The 16,549-nt window shown below is 74.9% G+C and carries 14 protein-coding genes; all 14 read right to left on the bottom strand.

Translation table 11 applies throughout. The annotated features are described in order from the left end of the window. Nucleotides 1-831: 831 nt before the first annotated feature. On the bottom strand, nucleotides 832-1,407 hold the full coding sequence (ssb, locus tag TCUR_RS06535; RefSeq protein ID WP_012851694.1) for a single-stranded DNA-binding protein: 576 nt from the start codon (nucleotides 1,405-1,407) through the stop codon (nucleotides 832-834). 121 nt (nucleotides 1,408-1,528) lie between these two features. Further along, nucleotides 1,529-3,226 (bottom strand): GTPase family protein, encoded by a 1,698-nt coding sequence (locus TCUR_RS06530; RefSeq protein WP_041439361.1) that lies wholly within the window; start codon nucleotides 3,224-3,226, stop codon nucleotides 1,529-1,531. 100 nt (nucleotides 3,227-3,326) lie between these two features. After that, a complete protein-coding gene (locus TCUR_RS06525; protein ID WP_245536999.1) occupies nucleotides 3,327-5,201 on the bottom strand; it encodes an AAA family ATPase in 1,875 nt (624 codons plus the stop codon). Further along, nucleotides 5,198-6,544 (bottom strand): uroporphyrinogen-III C-methyltransferase, encoded by a 1,347-nt coding sequence (cobA, locus tag TCUR_RS06520; protein ID WP_012851690.1) that lies wholly within the window; start codon nucleotides 6,542-6,544, stop codon nucleotides 5,198-5,200. Before cobA ends, TCUR_RS06525 begins: the two co-directional genes overlap by 4 nt. A 56-nt stretch (nucleotides 6,545-6,600) precedes the next feature. Then, entirely contained in the window at nucleotides 6,601-7,812 is a 1,212-nt protein-coding gene (locus tag TCUR_RS06515; protein WP_012851689.1) for a nicotinate-nucleotide--dimethylbenzimidazole phosphoribosyltransferase, read from the bottom strand. A gap of 25 nt (nucleotides 7,813-7,837) precedes the next feature. Next, nucleotides 7,838-8,875, bottom strand: coding sequence for an Rv2231c family histidinol phosphate aminotransferase CobC (cobC, locus tag TCUR_RS06510; RefSeq protein WP_012851688.1), 1,038 nt, complete (start codon nucleotides 8,873-8,875; stop codon nucleotides 7,838-7,840). Next, entirely contained in the window at nucleotides 8,865-9,845 is a 981-nt protein-coding gene (locus TCUR_RS06505; protein WP_012851687.1) for a sirohydrochlorin chelatase, read from the bottom strand. The genes cobC and TCUR_RS06505 overlap by 11 nt, the downstream gene beginning before the upstream one ends. Before the next feature lie 8 nt (nucleotides 9,846-9,853). Continuing rightward, nucleotides 9,854-10,507, bottom strand: coding sequence for a precorrin-8X methylmutase (locus TCUR_RS06500; RefSeq protein ID WP_012851686.1), 654 nt, complete (start codon nucleotides 10,505-10,507; stop codon nucleotides 9,854-9,856). Between the two features lie 8 nt (nucleotides 10,508-10,515). Continuing rightward, the gene (locus TCUR_RS06495; RefSeq protein ID WP_012851685.1) at nucleotides 10,516-10,719 is read right to left on the bottom strand and encodes a DUF362 domain-containing protein; all 204 of its coding nucleotides are present in this window, start codon (nucleotides 10,717-10,719) and stop codon (nucleotides 10,516-10,518) included. After that, the gene (gene cobJ, locus TCUR_RS28295) at nucleotides 10,710-12,545 is read right to left on the bottom strand and encodes a precorrin-3B C(17)-methyltransferase (RefSeq protein ID WP_012851684.1); all 1,836 of its coding nucleotides are present in this window, start codon (nucleotides 12,543-12,545) and stop codon (nucleotides 10,710-10,712) included. The genes TCUR_RS06495 and cobJ overlap by 10 nt, the downstream gene beginning before the upstream one ends. Beyond that, nucleotides 12,542-13,816, bottom strand: coding sequence for a bifunctional cobalt-precorrin-7 (C(5))-methyltransferase/cobalt-precorrin-6B (C(15))-methyltransferase (locus tag TCUR_RS06485; RefSeq protein ID WP_012851683.1), 1,275 nt, complete (start codon nucleotides 13,814-13,816; stop codon nucleotides 12,542-12,544). Before TCUR_RS06485 ends, cobJ begins: the two co-directional genes overlap by 4 nt. Beyond that, the gene (locus TCUR_RS06480) at nucleotides 13,813-15,024 is read right to left on the bottom strand and encodes a cobalt-precorrin-5B (C(1))-methyltransferase (RefSeq protein ID WP_012851682.1); all 1,212 of its coding nucleotides are present in this window, start codon (nucleotides 15,022-15,024) and stop codon (nucleotides 13,813-13,815) included. Before TCUR_RS06480 ends, TCUR_RS06485 begins: the two co-directional genes overlap by 4 nt. Next, nucleotides 15,021-15,827: a precorrin-4 C(11)-methyltransferase gene (gene cobM, locus TCUR_RS06475; RefSeq protein WP_012851681.1), complete on the bottom strand. Its 807-nt coding sequence runs from the start codon at nucleotides 15,825-15,827 to the stop codon at nucleotides 15,021-15,023. Before cobM ends, TCUR_RS06480 begins: the two co-directional genes overlap by 4 nt. After that, nucleotides 15,824-16,543, bottom strand: a complete 720-nt coding sequence (gene cobI, locus TCUR_RS06470; RefSeq protein WP_012851680.1) for a precorrin-2 C(20)-methyltransferase — start codon at nucleotides 16,541-16,543, stop codon at nucleotides 15,824-15,826. The genes cobM and cobI overlap by 4 nt, the downstream gene beginning before the upstream one ends. Nucleotides 16,544-16,549: the final 6 nt, after the last annotated feature.

Below are 16,549 nucleotides of genomic sequence, written 5' to 3'. Positions count from 1 at the left end.
GACTTCTTGTATCACGCCAAGCCCTTCAATCAGCGAAACCACATGCGTTTTCCCGTGCGCGGCCCTACACCCCGGCCCGCACTCCCGCGGAGCCCGCCCGCCTCCCGGTCGCACGCCTCTGCGGGCCGGCGGCCGAACAGTCCCGGCCGACGGGGCGGAGAAACCGGCGCGGCCGCCCGGTGACGGCGCGTCCCCGGCCGAGGCCGGAGCGGCGGCGCCGGGAAGCCCTCGGCGCAGCGAGCGGAATGTTTCATCTGGCTGCAGCAACATTCACGCGGGCCTTTGGCTTTTCCCGGCGATTCGGCGTCCCGGAAGGCGGCAACAGGCCGGGGCCGGAACAAAGTCCCTGGTGAGGGCACAGGCGGGATGCCACCGAGCGCACAGGGGACCACACCTCGTACACGCTCGCCGGCCGCATCCTCAGGGGATGCCACCGAGTGCACAGGGGACCACAGGCTCACAGCCGGCCGCGGGGAAGAGATCTCCACCGGATCGGCCCGGGGCCGACCGTGAGCTTGGCAGCGGGCCCGCACGACAGCAGACACCGCCCGCCGGTCAAAGACCACGCGCCCCGTCCTACCGGCAGCATGCCCAGGGGCAGAAGGGCATCCGCGCCTCCCCGCCCGAGGCCCCGTCGTCCCGTTCGCGCCGCTCCCGATCGATCTGCGTGAACGGGGCGATGCGTCCGGCCCTGCCGGCATGCCGGGCGGGACGGCGGCTCCCCGAAAGCCGCGTGCCCTCTGGGATGCGGGTGCCTCAGTCTTCGGCCGGTCCCGCGGGAGGGCCGGGACGGGGTGGAGGGCTCTCGGGTCGGGGGCGTGGTGCGCGAGCTCAGGCGGCTGCGGTGCGCAGGTCGAACGGGTCACCGCCGGAGTCGGCGGGGGCGACGTCGCCGTAGTGGCCGGTCTCCTCATCTCGGCCGGGGAGAGGCGGTGCGGCGGGAACGGGGGCGGAGTGGTCGGCGGAGTCGGCGGGATCGTCGGTCATGGACCACTGGTCGGTGAGTTCGCGGGCCTCCTGGCGGTCCTGCTCGGTCATGAGGCCGCGTTGGATGCGGCGGAAGCTGGCGCTGCCGCGGCTGAGGTCGTGGCCGACGGTGGTGGCCTCGATCTCGGCGGAAAAGCGCAGCCGGCCGTCCTTGACGTACTCGCGGATGCGCAGCCGGCCGGTGACCACCACCGGTTCGCCGCGTTTCATGTCGCTGGCGTTGACGTTCTCGGCCAGCGCCCGCCAGCAGTTGACGGTCAGGAACATCGACTCCTGGTCCTGCCATTGGCCGGTCTGCCGGTCGAAGCGGCGCGGGGTGCAGCCGACCCGCATGGCCAGGAAGGGGGTGCCGTTGGCGGTCATGGTGAAGAAGGGGTCCTGGGCCAGCCAGCCGATGACGGTGACGTGCGCCTCGTTCACTGGGGTCCTCCACGTTCGCGTGCCGGGTGCGGCGTGAGGTGCCGCACACCGACCACGGTCACCGAGAGGCGCCCCCGGCCGGAACCCTCGGGGAGGAATGTGGATAACCGTCCGCGGCCGGTCACTTCCGGGAGGCGTTCAGCAGCCGCTCGGCCTCGGCGCGGAAGCCGGCGTAGGCCCTCAGCTCGTCGGCGATCGGATAGAGGACCTTCTCCTCCGCGACCTCGGCGATGCGCTCACGCATGTGCGCCTCCATCCGCTCCCCGTGTCTGGCCGACGACAGCGCCACCACGTTGCGGCAGGCCGAGGACGTGAGCGCCCCCATGCCCAGCACACAGGCCAGCAGGACGGTGACGTACGGGATCAGCCCGGCGTCGCCGATCAGGCCGGGCGGATCGTCGCTGACGCCCAGCACCCCGTACAGCAGCAACAGCAGGATCCACAGCAGGGTGGCCCCGGTGACCAGGACCAGGAAGTACTGCCAGGTCTTGACCAGCCACCACCAGCGCGGCACCTGGTTGAAGACCGGCAGCGCGCCCTTGAGGGCCTCCCCGAGGGCCTCGGGCAGCTCGGCGGCCCGGGATCGGGAGGCGGCCCGCACCGAGTGGGCCCACTCCGGCGGCAGCTCCCTGGTGACCTCGTCGGTGAGGCCGTGCAGGGCGTAGTCCACATCGCCCTGCTGGGCGCCGACCGGCCCGGTGAAGGCGCCGCGCAGCTCCTCGCGCAGCTCGGTCAGCCGCATCTTGCGCAGCGGGTCGCTGCGCAGCCGGGAGACCATGCGGGCGATCGGCCAGCCCACATAGTCCACCGCGCGCAGCTCATAGGCGCTCTCCATGGCCTCGGCGACGGCCGGGGCGCCGGCGGCGTCGGCGAGGGCGTCCACCAGCTCGGCGGCGCGGCGCTCGTCCAGCATGGTGGGCGGCTCGGCGGCCGAGTAGTGCTCGGCGAAGCGGGCGGCCAGCCGGTCGATGTCGGCCACCAGCCGCTGCGCGCGGGCGCGGCGGGCGGCGACGGTCTCCACCAGCACCCGGCGGAAGGCGTCCACGCCGCCCTCGGTCACCGTGGAGGTGGTGACGATGCGCGGGTCGGCCAGCCCTTCGGCCTCCAGCAGCCGGCGCAGGTCCGACACGCACTCGTCGACCTCCGACGGCTGCAGCCGGTCGATCTGGTTGAGCACCACCAAGGTGACGTCGGCGTGCCGGGCGAAGGGGACGATGTAGTTGCGGTGCAGCGCGGCGTCGGCGTACTTTTGCGGGTCCACCACCCACACCAGCAGGTCGGCGACGGTGACGAACCGGTCGACCTCGGCGCGGTGCACCTCGGCGATGGAGTCGTGGTCGGGCAGGTCGATCAGCACCAGCCCCTGCAGCGAACCGGACTCCTCCCCCTGCGGGTCGTCCGGCCCCAGCGCGCCGGCGCGGGCGTAACGGTGCCGCTTGTCCACCTGCAGCCAGTCCAGCAGCGGCCCGGCCCCGCTGAGGCCCCACACGCAGGCATGCGCCTTGGAGGTCATCGGGCGGCGCATGCCGGTGGGCGACAGGTTCAGCCCGCAGACGGCGTTGAACAGGGACGACTTGCCGCTGCCGGTACCGCCGGCCAAGGTGACGACGGTGTGCTCGCCCGACAGGCGCAGCCGCTCCCCGGCGCGGGTGAGCAGTGCGCTGGCGTCCGACAGCAGCACGGGGTCGATCCGGCCGGTGCCCAGGTCGACCAGCCGCTGCAGAGCGTCCAGCCTGGCCGTCAGGCTCAGTTCGGAGGGTTCGTCCGCCTGCCCGGCGGACTGCTCCACGGTGACCGCCGGGGTGGGGGTCGTGGTCATCTGGTTCAACTGCCGACCTCTGGGTAGTCCGGGGCCGCCGCGACGGGCGGGAGGGGGGCCGGGCGGCGACCGGGGGCGGCCGCGCGACCGGCCGGCACCGTCATCGGGCGACCTCTAGGTTATAGGTGGCCTGGTAGAGCTGGACGGCGGCGGACTCGTCGGGGATGCCGGCCGCATCCAGCACCTGGCCGTAACGGATGGCCTCCTCATCGAAGATCATTCCGATGCGGCTGCGCAGGTCGGCGCGGGCCTTGGCGCCCATGCCGCGCAGCGACTCGGCGCCGAACAGCGCCTTGAGCAGCCGCTGGGGCACCGCGCTGGTTCCGCCCTCCACCGCCACGTCGGTGGTGCCGTAGCCCAGCAGCCCGATCATCAAGACGATGGACAGCGCCTCCTCATCGAAGGTGACCCGCTTGGCCACGCTGCGCTTGGTGACGCCCTCGGTGCGGACCAGCTCCAGCACATGGTCCTGCCAGGAGCTGACCGCCCGGCTGACCCGCCGGGGCAGTTCCGGCGAGACGCCCGACAGGCCGGCCGCCGGCCCGGCCAGGATCTGCCGGCCGGCCGGATGGGCCCGCCAGCGGGCCAGCACCTCCTCCCCGGCCTGCTCGGCGGCGGAGATGATCAGCGACTCCAGCCCCGAGCGCAGCGCGGCTTTCAGCGCGCTCTGGCGGGCCGGGCTGCGGCGCCGCCGGTGGCTCTTGCGCACCATCAGCGGGCGGTTGCGCTGAACCTGCAGCGAGCGCAGCAGGTCGCCGGTGCCGGCGAAGTCCTGCCAGCGGGCCAGCACCTCCCCGCGCAGCAGCGAGCCGTTGCGGGTGGCCTCGTCCAGCTCGGCCATCGCGGCGGCGAAGGCGGCCTCGACCTCCTCGCGCAGCATGGTGCGCACCTCGACCTGGGCCTCGACCTGCTTGGCCAGCTCGGGCACGCGCACCCGGAAGCTGTCGAGGACGCCGCCGAAGGTGTCGCGGATGACCTTGGAGCGACGTTCGATGTTCTCGCTCAGCTCCACCAGCCAGGAGCGGATGTCCGCCACCGTCTCCTCGGGCAGCCGGCTGTCTTCGATGCGGGTCTCGGGGATGGTGAAGCGGGGGGCGTCACCGACCCCGTGCTCTTGCAGCATCTGCTCGAAGTGCTCGACGACCTCCGAGCCGGCGCCCTGGGGGACGCGCGAGAGCACCACCCCGATGGTGGTGCCCTGCTCGCGGGCGCGCTGCAGCATCTGCCAGACCTGGGCGTCGGCGTAGCGGGCGGCGGTGGTGACGCACAGCCACAGGTCGGCCACCGACATCAGTTTGGTGGCGAACTCGAAGTGGTCTTCGAAGACCGAGTCGAAGTCGGGGCTGTCCAGCAGCGCCAGCCCTTCGGGGAGCTTGTCGCTGCTGATGATGACCAACTGGTCACCTGCGATGGCGTCCGGGGCCGGGCCCGGCACCCGGCCCATGTCGGGCAGCAGCGGGCCCTTGAGGAACCACTCGGCGTGGTCGGGGTGGCACACCAGGATCGGGCTGCTGGTGGTGGGACGCAGCACGCCGGTGGCGCTGACCCTGGCCCCCACCAGGGTGTTGACCAACGTGGACTTGCCGGCCCCGGTGGAGCCGCCGAGCACCACCAGCATCGGCGCGCTCTTGCCCCTGATCCGCGGCAGCACATAGTCGTCCAGCTGGCTTTTGATCTCCAGCTGGGCGGCCCTGGCCTCCTCGACCCCCGGCATGTCCAGCACGAACCGGACCTCGCTGACCTGGTCGCGCAGCTGGGTCAGCACCCGCGCCAGGTCGACCTCCCGCGAGGGGTCGGCGGTGACGCCCACCAGCCGGCCGTCGGCGTCCAGCCCGGCCGGGCCGCCGGCGGCGCCCTCCTCCTTCTCCTGCGGCGCGGAAGGGGTGTTCTCAGGGGAGTCGGCGGCCTTGGGGACGACCGCCTCCTCGGAGTTCCGGCCGTCGTGAACCGCGCTCTGATCTGCTGGGGGTGTCACGGCGCCCGTCCCAAATCTCCATGCTGATCTGCCGGGGATGCCACGGAGCCCGCTTCGCCGGCCAGGTAGTCCGCTCGTATCATGTCGATCTCTCGCGCCACATCCACCACGTCGCCCACGACCACGATCGCCGGTGGCCGCACACCGGCGGCCGCCATCTCCTCCACCACCGTCCCGAGCGTGGCCGTAAGAGCCCGCTGATCCGGAAGCGTACCGTCCTGGACGACGGCGACGGGCGTATCAGGCGACCGACCATAGCGCATCAGGGCATTGGCGATACGTCCCATTCTTTCCACCGCCATCAGCAGCACCAAAGTACCCTGCGAACGGCCCAACGCCTCCCAATCCACGGTCGATGCCGGGTGCGCCGGGTCCACGTGCGCCGACACCACGTGGAACTCCTGACTGACGCCGCGGTGAGTGACCGGGATGCCCGCCGCCGCCGGCACCGCGACCGCGCTGGTGACGCCCGGGACCACGGTGACCGGGATGCCGTGCCTGGCGCAGTGCAGCACCTCCTCCGCCCCGCGGCCGAAGACGAACGGGTCGCCGCCCTTCAGCCGCACCACGAACTTGCCCGCCCTGGCGTGCTCGACCAGATAGTCGTTGATTTTCTCCTGGGTGACGGTACGACCGTAAGGGATCTTGGCCGCGTCGATCACCTCGACGTCAGAGGGCAGCTCATCCAGCAGCAGCCGGGGCGCCAGCCGATCGGTGATCACCACATCGGCCTGCGCCAGCAGCTGCCGGCCGCGCACGGTGATCAAACCGGGGTCGCCGGGCCCGCCGCCGACCAGGGCCACCCCCACCGGCTTGCGCCGCGAGTGCCGCGCCTCCAGCGTGGCGTCGCGCAGCCCGTCGACGATGGCGTCGCGGATGCCGGCGGCCCGGCGCGGGTCGCCGCCGGCCAGCACGCCGACGGTGGTCTCCCCCACCTGCCCGGAGGCCGGGGTCCAGGCCGCCGACGCCTGGGCGTCGTCGGCCCGCACGCACCAGATCCGCGCCCGCTCGGCCTCGGCGGCCACCGCCGCGTTCACCTTGGGGTCGTCGCTGACCGCCTGCACCAGCCAGGCCCCCTCCAGGTCACCGGTCCGGTAAGGGCGGCGCAGCCAGGTCAGCCGGCCGTCGGCGATCAGGCCGTCCAGGGAGGGGGTGACCTCCGGGGCCACCAGCACCACCTCGGCCCCGGCCGCCAGCAGCGCCGGGACGCGGCGCTGGGCGACCCGGCCGCCGCCGACGACGACGACACGTCGCCCGCTCAGTCTCAGGCCAAGCAGGTAGGGCGGCACGGTGCTCTCTCGATCGGGACGGTCTGGACGGGTGGGGTAAGAGGGGACGGTCATGTCTGTTTGTCGCCCAAAGGTACTCGGGTTGCAGGGGTCTTGGAGAGGGGTCGGCCTCAGTCGATAGCTGAGCGTGACACTCGCCCGGGAGGGCTGCCGCTCTTGTCGCTGACGCCCGCGGAGTCGAAGGTGGCGACCTCGTGCAGCACGCGCACCGCCCCCTGCACCAGCGGAAGCGCCAGCAGCGCGCCGGTGCCCTCGCCGAGCCGCAGGTGGAGATCGACCAGCGGACGCAACCCCAGGTGTTCCACCGTAGCGGTGTGCCCCGGCTCGGCCGATCGATGCCCGGCCACACAGGCGGCCATCGCCTGCGGGCACAGCGCCGCGGCCACCAGCGCCGCCGCCCCCGCGATCACCCCGTCCAGCACCACCGGCACCCGGGCGGCCGCACCGCCGAGGATGAACCCGGCCAGCGCCGCGTGCTCCAGCCCGCCGACCGCCGCCAGCACCCGCAGCGGGTCGCTGACCGGAGCGCCGTCCGGTGTGGACGCGGGCGAGCCCGCCGATGCCGCTGCGCCCTGCGGAGGCCCGGCCGCGGCCGGCGAGGTGCGGCCGTCTCCGGGTTCCCGCGCGCTCTGGGCGAGCAGGCCGTGGCGGGTCAGGGCGGTGCGGACCACGTCGATCTTGTGCCGGTGGGTGGCGTCGTCGATGCCGGTGCCGCGGCCGGTGACGCGCTCGGGGGGCAGGCCGGTGAAGGCGGCGATCAGGGCGGCCGAGGCGGTGGTGTTGGCGATGCCCATGTCGCCGGTGAGCAGGCAGCGGTGGCCCGCGGCGACCAGCTCCCCGGCCACCTCGATGCCGATCCGCAGGGCCCGCCGGGCCTGGTCGGCGGTCATGGCGGGGGCCCGGGTCATGTCGGCGGTGCCGGGGGCGACCTTGCGCACCAGCAGGCCCGGGGCGTCCTCCAGCGGGGCGGCCACCCCCACGTCCACGACGGTGACCTGCGCGCCGACCTGGGCGGCGAAGGCGTTGACCACGGCGCCGCCGGCCAGGAAGTTGGCCACCATCTGGGCGGTGACCTCCTGCGGCCAGGGGGACACGCCCTGGGCGTGCACGCCGTGGTCGGCGGCGAAGATCGCCACGGCGGCGGGCTCGGGAAGCGGGGGCGGGCAGCGTCCGGCCAGCCCGGCGAGGCGGACCGACAGCTCCTCCAGCACCCCCAGGGAGCCCGGCGGCTTGGTCAGCCGCGACTGCAGGTCGCGGGCCTGGGCCATGGCGGCCTCGTCCAGCGGGCCGATGGCGGCGATCGTCTGCTCGATCAGGTCCACGGCGTCCTCCTCGCGGGGTCGGGGGTCAGCTCAGCAGGTCGTCGAGCGCTTTCAGCAGGGCGTCGTCGGCGGCGCGGTCCCGGACGGCGATGCGCAGCCAGTCGGGGCCCAGGCCGGGGAAGGTGTCGCCGCGCCGCACGGCGAAACCGCGCCGGCGCAGCCGCTCGCGCAGCTCCATCGCGCCGGGGGTGTGGACGCACAGGAAGGACGCCCGCGCCCCGGGCACGGGGGTCAGGCCGCGCCGGGCCAGCTCCCCGGCCAGCCGGTCCCGTTCGACGGCCAGCCGCCGCGCCCACTCCTCCGCCTCGGCCAGGGCGTGCGGCCGGCAGCACGCCTCGATCGCCGCCAGGGCGGGGGTGGAGACCGCCCACAGCGGCTGGGCCCGCGCCAGGGCGTCGATCAGCGGCGGCTCGGCCAGCACGTAGCCGGCGCGCAGCCCGGCCAGGCCCCAGGTCTTGGTGAGGCTGCGCAGCACCACCACCCCGGGGACGGCGGCGCCGGCCAGGCTCTCGGGTTCGCCGGGCACGCAGTCCATGAACGCCTCGTCCACCACGACCGTGCGGCCGGGACGGGCCAGCGCGGTCAGTGCGGCGGCCGGGTGCAGCACCGAGGTGGGATTGGTGGGGTTGCCGATCACGACCAGGTCGGCGTCGGCGGGGACGCGGGCGGGGTCGAAGGTGAAGTCCCCCTCCAGCAGCAGGCGTTCGACGCGGTGCCCGGCCGCCCGCAGCGCCGCCTCCGGTTCGGTGAACTGGGGGTGGACCACGACCGCGCGGCGCGGCCTGACCGCCCGGGCCAGCAGCACGAACGCCTCGGCGGCCCCGGCGGTCAGCAGCACCTCTTCGGTGCGCCGGCCGTGCCGGCGCGCCACTGCGCGGCGGGCCCGCCCGGGGTCGGGGTAGGCGGCCAGGTTCGCCATCGCGGCGGCGATGTGCTCGGCCAGCCAGGCGGGCGGGGTGCCGGGGCGCACGTTGACCGCGAAGTCGGCCAGCCCGTCGCCGAGTTCGCGGTCGCCGTGGTGGCCGAGGTCGATGCCGTCGTCGAGGCGCCGGTCAGCGCGCATCGCCGCCCCCCGTTTCCGGGCACCGCACAGCGGGCCGGCCGCCCGTCTGCCCCGGCGCCTGATGCCAGTGCCCGTGCCCGTGGCCGTGGGCGGGGTCGTCGGGGTGATGGTGCGGGGTCTGGGGGGCGCCGACGCGGTCTTCGAAGCCGGGCAGGGCGATGCGGTAGACGCAGGTGTCGCAGTTCATCCGGATGTCGCCGGCCAGCGCCTCGGCGTAGCGCTCGGCCACCAGGTCGGCCAGCCCGTCGCAGTCGCCGATCACCTCGGCGCAGCGCACGTCCAGCTCCGGGTGGCCGGCGGCGTACCGGCGGGCCTGCGCGGCCACCCGGTCCGGCAGGACGCCGGGGAACAGGAAGTACGGCAGCACCACGATGCGGCGGGCGCCCAGCCGGCGGCAGCGTTCCAGCCCTTCGGGGACGCCGGGGGCGGCCAGCGAGACGAAGGCGGTCTCCACCGTGCTCAGCCCCGGGCCCTGGCCGGGGCCGCCGGCGCCGCGGCCCTCCCAGAACAGGCGGGCGACCTTGTGCACCTCGGCGTTGGCGTCCGGGTCGGTGGAGCCGCGCCCGACCAGCAGCACCGCGGTGCCGCCGCCGGGCGGGCAGACCGCGCGCAGCCGCTCCTCCAGCAGCTCCAGCAGGATCGGATGCGGCCCCAGCGGGCGGCCGTACACATAAGACAGGCCGGGGCGGCGCACCTGCTCGCGGGCCATCGCGGCGGGGATGTCGCCCTTGCCGTGCCCGGCGGCCGCCAGGACGAGCGGGACGGCGGCGATCCGGCGGTGCCCCCGCTCGTGCAGCTCGGCCACGGCCTCGGTCAGCGGCGGCGGGGACAGCTCGATGAACCCGCCGGCCACATCGACGGGCATCCGGCGGCGCATGCGCTCGACGAACGCGGTGAACTCGGCCACGCCCTGCGCGTCGCGCGTGCCGTGCCCGACCAGCAGCAGCGGCGGTTTCGAGGGGTTTTCCATGCTCTGCCTTACGCCTGGTAGTACAGCAGCGCGTTGAGAGCGGCGGCGGCCACGGCCGATCCGCCTTTTTCGGAGACGTTGGACAGCTGGGGCAGGCCGCTGTCGCGCAGCGCCTGCTTGGCCTCGGCGGCGCCCACGAACCCCACCGGCAGCCCGATCACCAGGGCGGGCCGCACGTTCAGCTTGATGATCTCCTCCAGCGCGGTGGGGGCGCAGCCGACCACCCACACCGCGCCCGGCCCGACCTCGGCATAGGCCAGGCGGATCGCGGCGGCGGCGCGGGTGATGCCGGCGGCCCGGGCCATCCGCGCCGCGGCCGGGTCGCCGATCATGCACAGGGTGCGGCGGGCGGTGATCCCGGCGGCGACCATCTCGGCGTCCACCACCACCGGCGCCCCGGCCCGCAGCGCCGCAAGGCCCCGCCGCAGGTGGGACTCGTCGGTGACCAGGTCGACGGCGTACTCCAGGTCGGCGCTGGCGTGGATGACCCGCTCGGCCACCGCCCGCCACAGCGGCGGCATCGGCGACAGGTCGACCCGGGACCGCAGGATCTCAAAGGACCGCTCCTCGATCGGGTGGGGGCGGCGTTCCTGCGACGGCGGCTCGGCCTCCGGATGCCCCACGGCACCGGTCTGTTCGGTCATGTGCTCGCTCGTGCTCATCGTTCTCCTCAACGGCCCGTGGCGACGTCGATGGCGTCCACGGGGCAGACTTCCACGCATTCCAGGCAGCCGGTGCACAGTTCGGCGCGTATCCGCAGCGCCAGGCCGTGCGGCCGGATGGCGTGGTGCGGGCAGGTCAGCAGGCAGGCGCCGCAGCCCTGGCAGCGCCCGGTGACCGTGACGGGGGCCGGCTCGGCGGGGGTCAGGCCCATCGGTACCCCCGGGGGGTGACGAAGCGTTCCGCGACGATCCGGCTGCGGGACGAGCCGACCACCACGACGGTGAACATGTCGGCTCCGGCCGGGTCCACCCGGTCGAGGGTGGTGACCGTCACGGTCTGGCCGGGGCGTCCGGCGTTGCGCACGATCCCCACCGGGGTGGTGGGGGGACGGTGCCCGGCCAGGATGTCCAGCGCCTTGGGCAGCTGCCAGTCGCGGTTGCGGCTGCGGGGGTTGTAGAAGCAGACGGTGAAGTCGCCTTCGGCGGCGGCGCGGACCCGGCGTTCGATCACCTCCCAGGGGGTGTGCAGGTCCGACAGGGAGATGTAGGCGTGGTCGTGGCCCAGCGGGGCGCCCAGCAGGGCGGCGGCGGCGATGGCGGCGGTGATGCCGGGCACCCCTTCGACGTCGATGTCGTCGCCGGCCATCTCCAGCGCCGGGGCGGCCATGGCGTAGATGCCGGCGTCGCCGGACCCGACCAGCGCCACCGCGTGGCCGAGCCGGGCCTGCGCCACGGCGGTGCGGGCGCGTTCGGCCTCCTGGCCCAGCCCGCTGGCCAGCACCCGGGTGCCCGGCCGCAGCAGGTCGCGGATCTGCTCCAGGTACTGGTCCAGGCCGACGACCACGCAGGCGCGGCGCAGCGCCGCCGCGGCCCGGGGGGCGAGCAGGTCGCGGGCGCCCGGTCCCAGCCCGACGAGCGTCAGCCGTCCCTTGGGGGTCAGGCGGGCGACGGCCACGGTGGCGGCGGCGCTCTTGCGTTTGGGGACGACCAGTTCGGCGTCCCTGCCGCAGCGGCGGGCGGCGTGCAGGGCGGCGGCCTCGGCCACGCTGGGGGTGCCGACCTCGGCCCGCACGACCTCGGCGGGGTTGGGCACCGCGACCTGCGCCAACGTGGCGGCCGGGTAGGTGCGCACCGGCCAGCCCCGCTCGCGGGCGGCCGCGATGATGCCCTCTTCGTCGGCCTTGAGGTCGATGGTCGCCACGCACCGCACCGAGGCCGGGGACAGCCCCGCCTCATCCAGCGCCCGGTCGATCAGCGCGCCGACCTCGGCCGCGGACACCCCGCGGACCGCGCCGACCCCGACCACCAGTGAGGGCGGACGATAGATCAGCTCTCCCGCCGCCCGGGGCGTGTCCGCGGTCCTCCCGCCGTCCCCCGGGGGGTGCGCCGGGCCGTCCCGTCGCGCGCCGTTTTCGGCGGCGGGCGCGGCGGGAGCCGCAGGGGCGGCCCGGTCGGTGATGCGGATGGTCAGGGGCGAGTCGGCGTCCGGGTGGACGTTGGGCGGCAACGGCGGCAGCGGCCAGGTCTGGTCGGCGGCCAGGCGGACCGGCTCGCCGGAGAGCACGGCGCCGCCGACGCGGGGCAGCAGCGCCGGGTTCTCCACGGTGAAGCCCAAGTCGGCGCCGTAGCCGTCCAGGGCCACCGCATGATCCCCGTCGCCGGCGGTGGTGATGACGGGCCGGCAGCCCAGGGTCTCGCCGAGGCGGCGGGCCAGGGCGTTGGCGCCGTGGTGGCCGCCCAGGACGGCGACGGCGTGGCGGCCGGACTCGTCCACGCACACCACGGCCGGGTCGGTGGTCTTGTGCTCCAGCAGCGGCGCCAGGATCCGCACGGTGGCGCCCACCGCCAGGAAGGCCACGATCGCCCGGCAGTCCCTCCAGGCGCGGCGCAGCCCGTCGGCGGCCTTGCCGTCGGTGAACAGGCGGACCTTTCCCGGCCAGCGTTCGGCCAGCGTCGCGGCGGCGGCGCGGCCCGCGGCGGTCACCGCGACGACCCCGATCGGGCCTGGAAGGTCGTGGTCGTCTCGTGCGAGGCTCACTGGTCGGTCTCCGGGAGCGGGGCGAGGGTCTGGGGGCGGCGGGAGGGACTGGCGGGCGGGGACGGCAACGGTGCGGGGTTCCGGTCGCCCCAGACCACGAAGACCGGGTTGGTGGCGGCCAGGCGGTGCACGTCCCCCGGCAGCGGCGCCAGCCGGGCGGCCTGGAGCTGGACGGCCTGGGCGGTCAGCCCTTCGGCGGTCAGCGCATCCAGGGTGGGGCGCACCCGTTCCAGCGAGGCCAGCGCCACCACCACGGTGCGCAGGGCGCGGGCGGCGCAGGCGCGCACGACCTGCGGGCCGCCGCCGCCGACGAACACCGCGTCCGGGTCGGGCAGGTGTTCCAGGACGGCGGGGGCCCGGCCGCGGGAGACCGCGACCCGCACGCCGTGGGCGCGGACGTTGCGGCGGATGCGCTCACAGGAGTCCGCGTCGCGTTCCACGGCGATGGCGGCGGCGCCGAAGCGGGCGCATTCGATGGCGACCGAGCCGGAGCCGGCGCCCACGTCCCAGATCAGGTCGCCGATCCGCGGTCCCAGCCGGGCCAGCGCGAACGCCCGCACCTCCGCCTTGGTCACCACCGAGCCGCGGTGCTCGAACGCCTCCTCCGGCAGCGCCCAGCGGTCCGGGCCGGGGCGGGCCCCGGCGATCCAGCCGCGGGGCGCGGCCGGGCGGGTCTCATCCAGCACCAGCACCACGTTGGGGTCGCGCCAGGGCCGGGTGGTGGCCTCGGCGGGACGGCAGCGGACGACGCGCTCATGCGGGCCGCCGAGGTCCTCGCACACCACGAACACCCGCGGGTGCTGGGGGAACAACGCCCGGCCCAGCTCGGCGGGCCCGGCGCCGGGGCCGGTGAGCACGGCGACCTTGGGGTGGGCGCGGCAGGCGTTGACGGCCCGGCGCAGCTCGCGGCCGTGCGCGGAGACCACCAGCGCATCGTCCCAGGGCAGCCCGGCGCGGGCGAACGCCGCCGCCACCGAGGAGATCGCCGGCAGCACCCGCACCCGGTGGCCGCGTTCGCGCAGCGCGCGGACGATCCCGAAGAACCCGGGGTCTCCGCTGGCCACCACGACCACCCCGCCGGTCTTTTCGGCCTGCTCGCCGATCTCCTCCAACGCGGCGGTGACGTCGCCCATCACGACGGTGCGGGCGGTTTCGGGGACCGGCAGCGCCGCCAGGTGGCGGGCGCCGCCGACCACCAGGGCGGCCTCGGCCAGGGCCTGCCGGGCCGGTTCGGGCAGCGGGGAGCCGTCGTGGCCGATCACCGTGATCATCGCACCGCCCGCCCGTGCTCGGCGACCACCCGTTCGCCGGTGAAGTCCACCATGACCACGCCGACGGCCGGCCGGGGCGTCTCTTCCCCGGCGGTCTCCCCGGCGAAGCGTTCCAGCACGGCGGCGACCCGGCGGCACAGCTCCCGCCCGCAGCGCTCCAGCAGCCCGGCGTTCTCCCACAGCTCGTAGGCGTGCCGGGCGGTGTTGGCCGCGGCGACCTCGGCGGCCAGTCCAGGGGCGCCGCCGGAGTCGGCGGTGATGGCGCCGAGCAGCTCGGTGGACACCCGGGAGCGGGTGTAGTGGGTCATCAGCACCCCACTGGCCAGCTTGGTGAGCTTGCCGATCATGCCGACGAACACCACCTCCGGCAGGCCGCAGGCGACGGCGCGGCGCAGCGCGGCGCCGGTGAAGTCGCCGACCTCCACAAAGCACACCTCCGGCAGGTGGGGCAGCAGCTTCATGGCGCCCTTCTCGGTGCGCCCGCCGGTGCACAGCACCAGCGTCCGCTCGCCTTGCGCGGCCATCACCGAGACGGCCTGCTCGACGCTGGCCCGCCAGGCGGCGGTGGAGAACGGGCGGACGATGCCGGTGGTGCCCAGGATCGAGATGCCGCCGAGGATGCCCAGCCGGCGGTTGGTGGTCTTGCGGGCCATCCGCTCCCCGCCCGGTACCGAGATGACCACCCGCACGCCGCGGCCGGTGGCCGGGTCGGCGGGCCGCGGCGGCGGGTCGTCCAGCACCGAGCCGGTCAGCGCCTCGGCCACCGCGAGGGTGATCATGCGGCGCGGCACCGGGTTGATGGCCGGCTCACCCGGCTCCAGCCCCAGGCCGGGTTTGGTGACCACGCCGACGCCTTCGCCGCCGTCCAGTTCGATGCCGGGCCCATCCAGCCAGGAGACCTCGGCGGTCAGGCGGGCGCCGTGGGTGACGTCGGGGTCGTCGCCGGCGTCCTTGACCACCACGGCGCGGGCCCGGCCGCGTGCGGCGTCCAGGCCGCTGTCGTCGACTTTGAAGGTGACGCGGTTGCCGGAGGGCAGCGCGACCTCCACGTGGTCGGCCGCCCGTCCGGTGCGCAGCAGGGCGGTGGCGGCCTTGGCGGCGGCCGAGGCGCAGGTGCCGGTGGTCCAGCCGGTGCGCAGCGCCCGCGGCCGGGTCTTCATGGTGCGCGGCAGGTCCGGTTCGCGCAGGTCGGGCTCGTGGGGGGTCATGTCCGGCGAGCCTTTCGCAACCGGCTTCGGGCCGCCGGGTCGGCGCGCCGGAAGCCGTGGAAATGGCCGGGGTGGTACAGGTGCGAGCGGGTGCCGCCGGCCTCCAGGGCGGGGCCGACCAGCACCAGGGTGTGCTTCCACAGCCTGTGGGCCTTCATGGTGTCGGCCAGCTCCTCCAGGCGGCAGCGGACGATCAGCTCGTCCGGCCAGGTGCAGCGGTAGGCGATCACGCAGGGGGTGTCGGGCGGGTAGCCGCCCTCGGTCAGCTCCTCCTGCAGCCGGCGGGAGCGGGCCGCCGACAGGAACAGCGCCATGGTGGTGCCGTGCCGGGCGAAGAGACGGACCTCCTCCCCCGGCGGCATCGGGGTCTTGCCGCCGCCCAGCCGGGTCAAGATCACCGATTGGGCGATCTCGGGGATGGTCAGTTCCCGCTGCACGGCGGCGGCGACCGCGCTGAAGCTGGACACGCCGGGGATGACCGCGGTGTCCAAGCCGAGTTCGCGGCACCGGTCGAGCTGTTCTTGCAGCGCCCCCCACAGCGCGGGGTCGCCGGAGTGGATGCGCGCCACGGTCAGCCCTTCCCGCCGCGCCCGCTCGTAGTAGGGCAGCACGCCCTCCATCGGCAACGCCGAGGAGTCCACGATCTCGGCGTCGGGGCGGGCGTGCTCCAGCACGTCGGGGTGGACGAGGCTGGCCGCCCAGATCACCACGTCCGCCGCGCCGATGGCCCGCGCCGCCCGCAGCGTCAGCAGGTCCGCCGCGCCCGGCCCGGCACCGACGAAGACGACCTTCCCTCCGCTCACAGCTTGCCTCCTTTGGCGGTGCGGCGGGCCGGGGCGATCAGCGTGGACAGGTAGGGGACCTCCCCGGTCAGCTCCCGGGCCGGCCGCACGTCCTGGCCGGGCAGGCCGAGCCGGGCGCCGCAGACGGCGCCGGCGAGCCGTCCGCTCTCTTCGAGCACCGCCACCACCTGGTCGGCGACGGCGCCGAACTTGTAGGCCACGACGGTGTCGCAGCAGGCCAGGGCAGTGCGCAGCCGGCCGGTGCCGCCGGTCAGCGAAACCAACGCCAGCGACTCGGTGCCCTCGGTGAGCACGGTGCCGGAGCGGGCCGCCAGGTCCTGCATGGCGGTGATGCCCGGGACGGTCTGGACGGCGACCTGCGGGCGCCGGTGGCGGACGGTCTGAGACAGGTAGGTGAAGGTGGAGTAGACGTTGGGGTCGCCGATGGTGGCGAAGGCGACCGCGGCGGCCCCCTCGTCGAAGGCGCGCACCACCCGGTCGGCCGCCGCCTCCCAGGCGGCGGCGCGGCGCGGGGTCACCCCGCCCCGGTCGTTGAGCGCGAACACCACCCGCTCGGCCCGGTCGGTGTAGGCGCGCACCACCGACTCGGCCCGTCCCGCCTCGTCCGGCGCCAGGACGGGGACGAGGACCAGGTCGGCCTCCCGCAGGATCCGCACGGCCTTGACCGTCACCAGTTCCGGGTCGCCGGGCCCGACCCCGACACCGATCAGCTTCATGCCAGG

Origin of the sequence: Thermomonospora curvata DSM 43183 (assembly GCF_000024385.1) — a bacterium.
GTDB classification, from domain to species: domain Bacteria; phylum Actinomycetota; class Actinomycetes; order Streptosporangiales; family Streptosporangiaceae; genus Thermomonospora; species Thermomonospora curvata.
The sequence above is the reverse complement of the archived record's forward strand: the minus strand, read 5'-3'. Positions and strand labels throughout refer to the sequence as shown.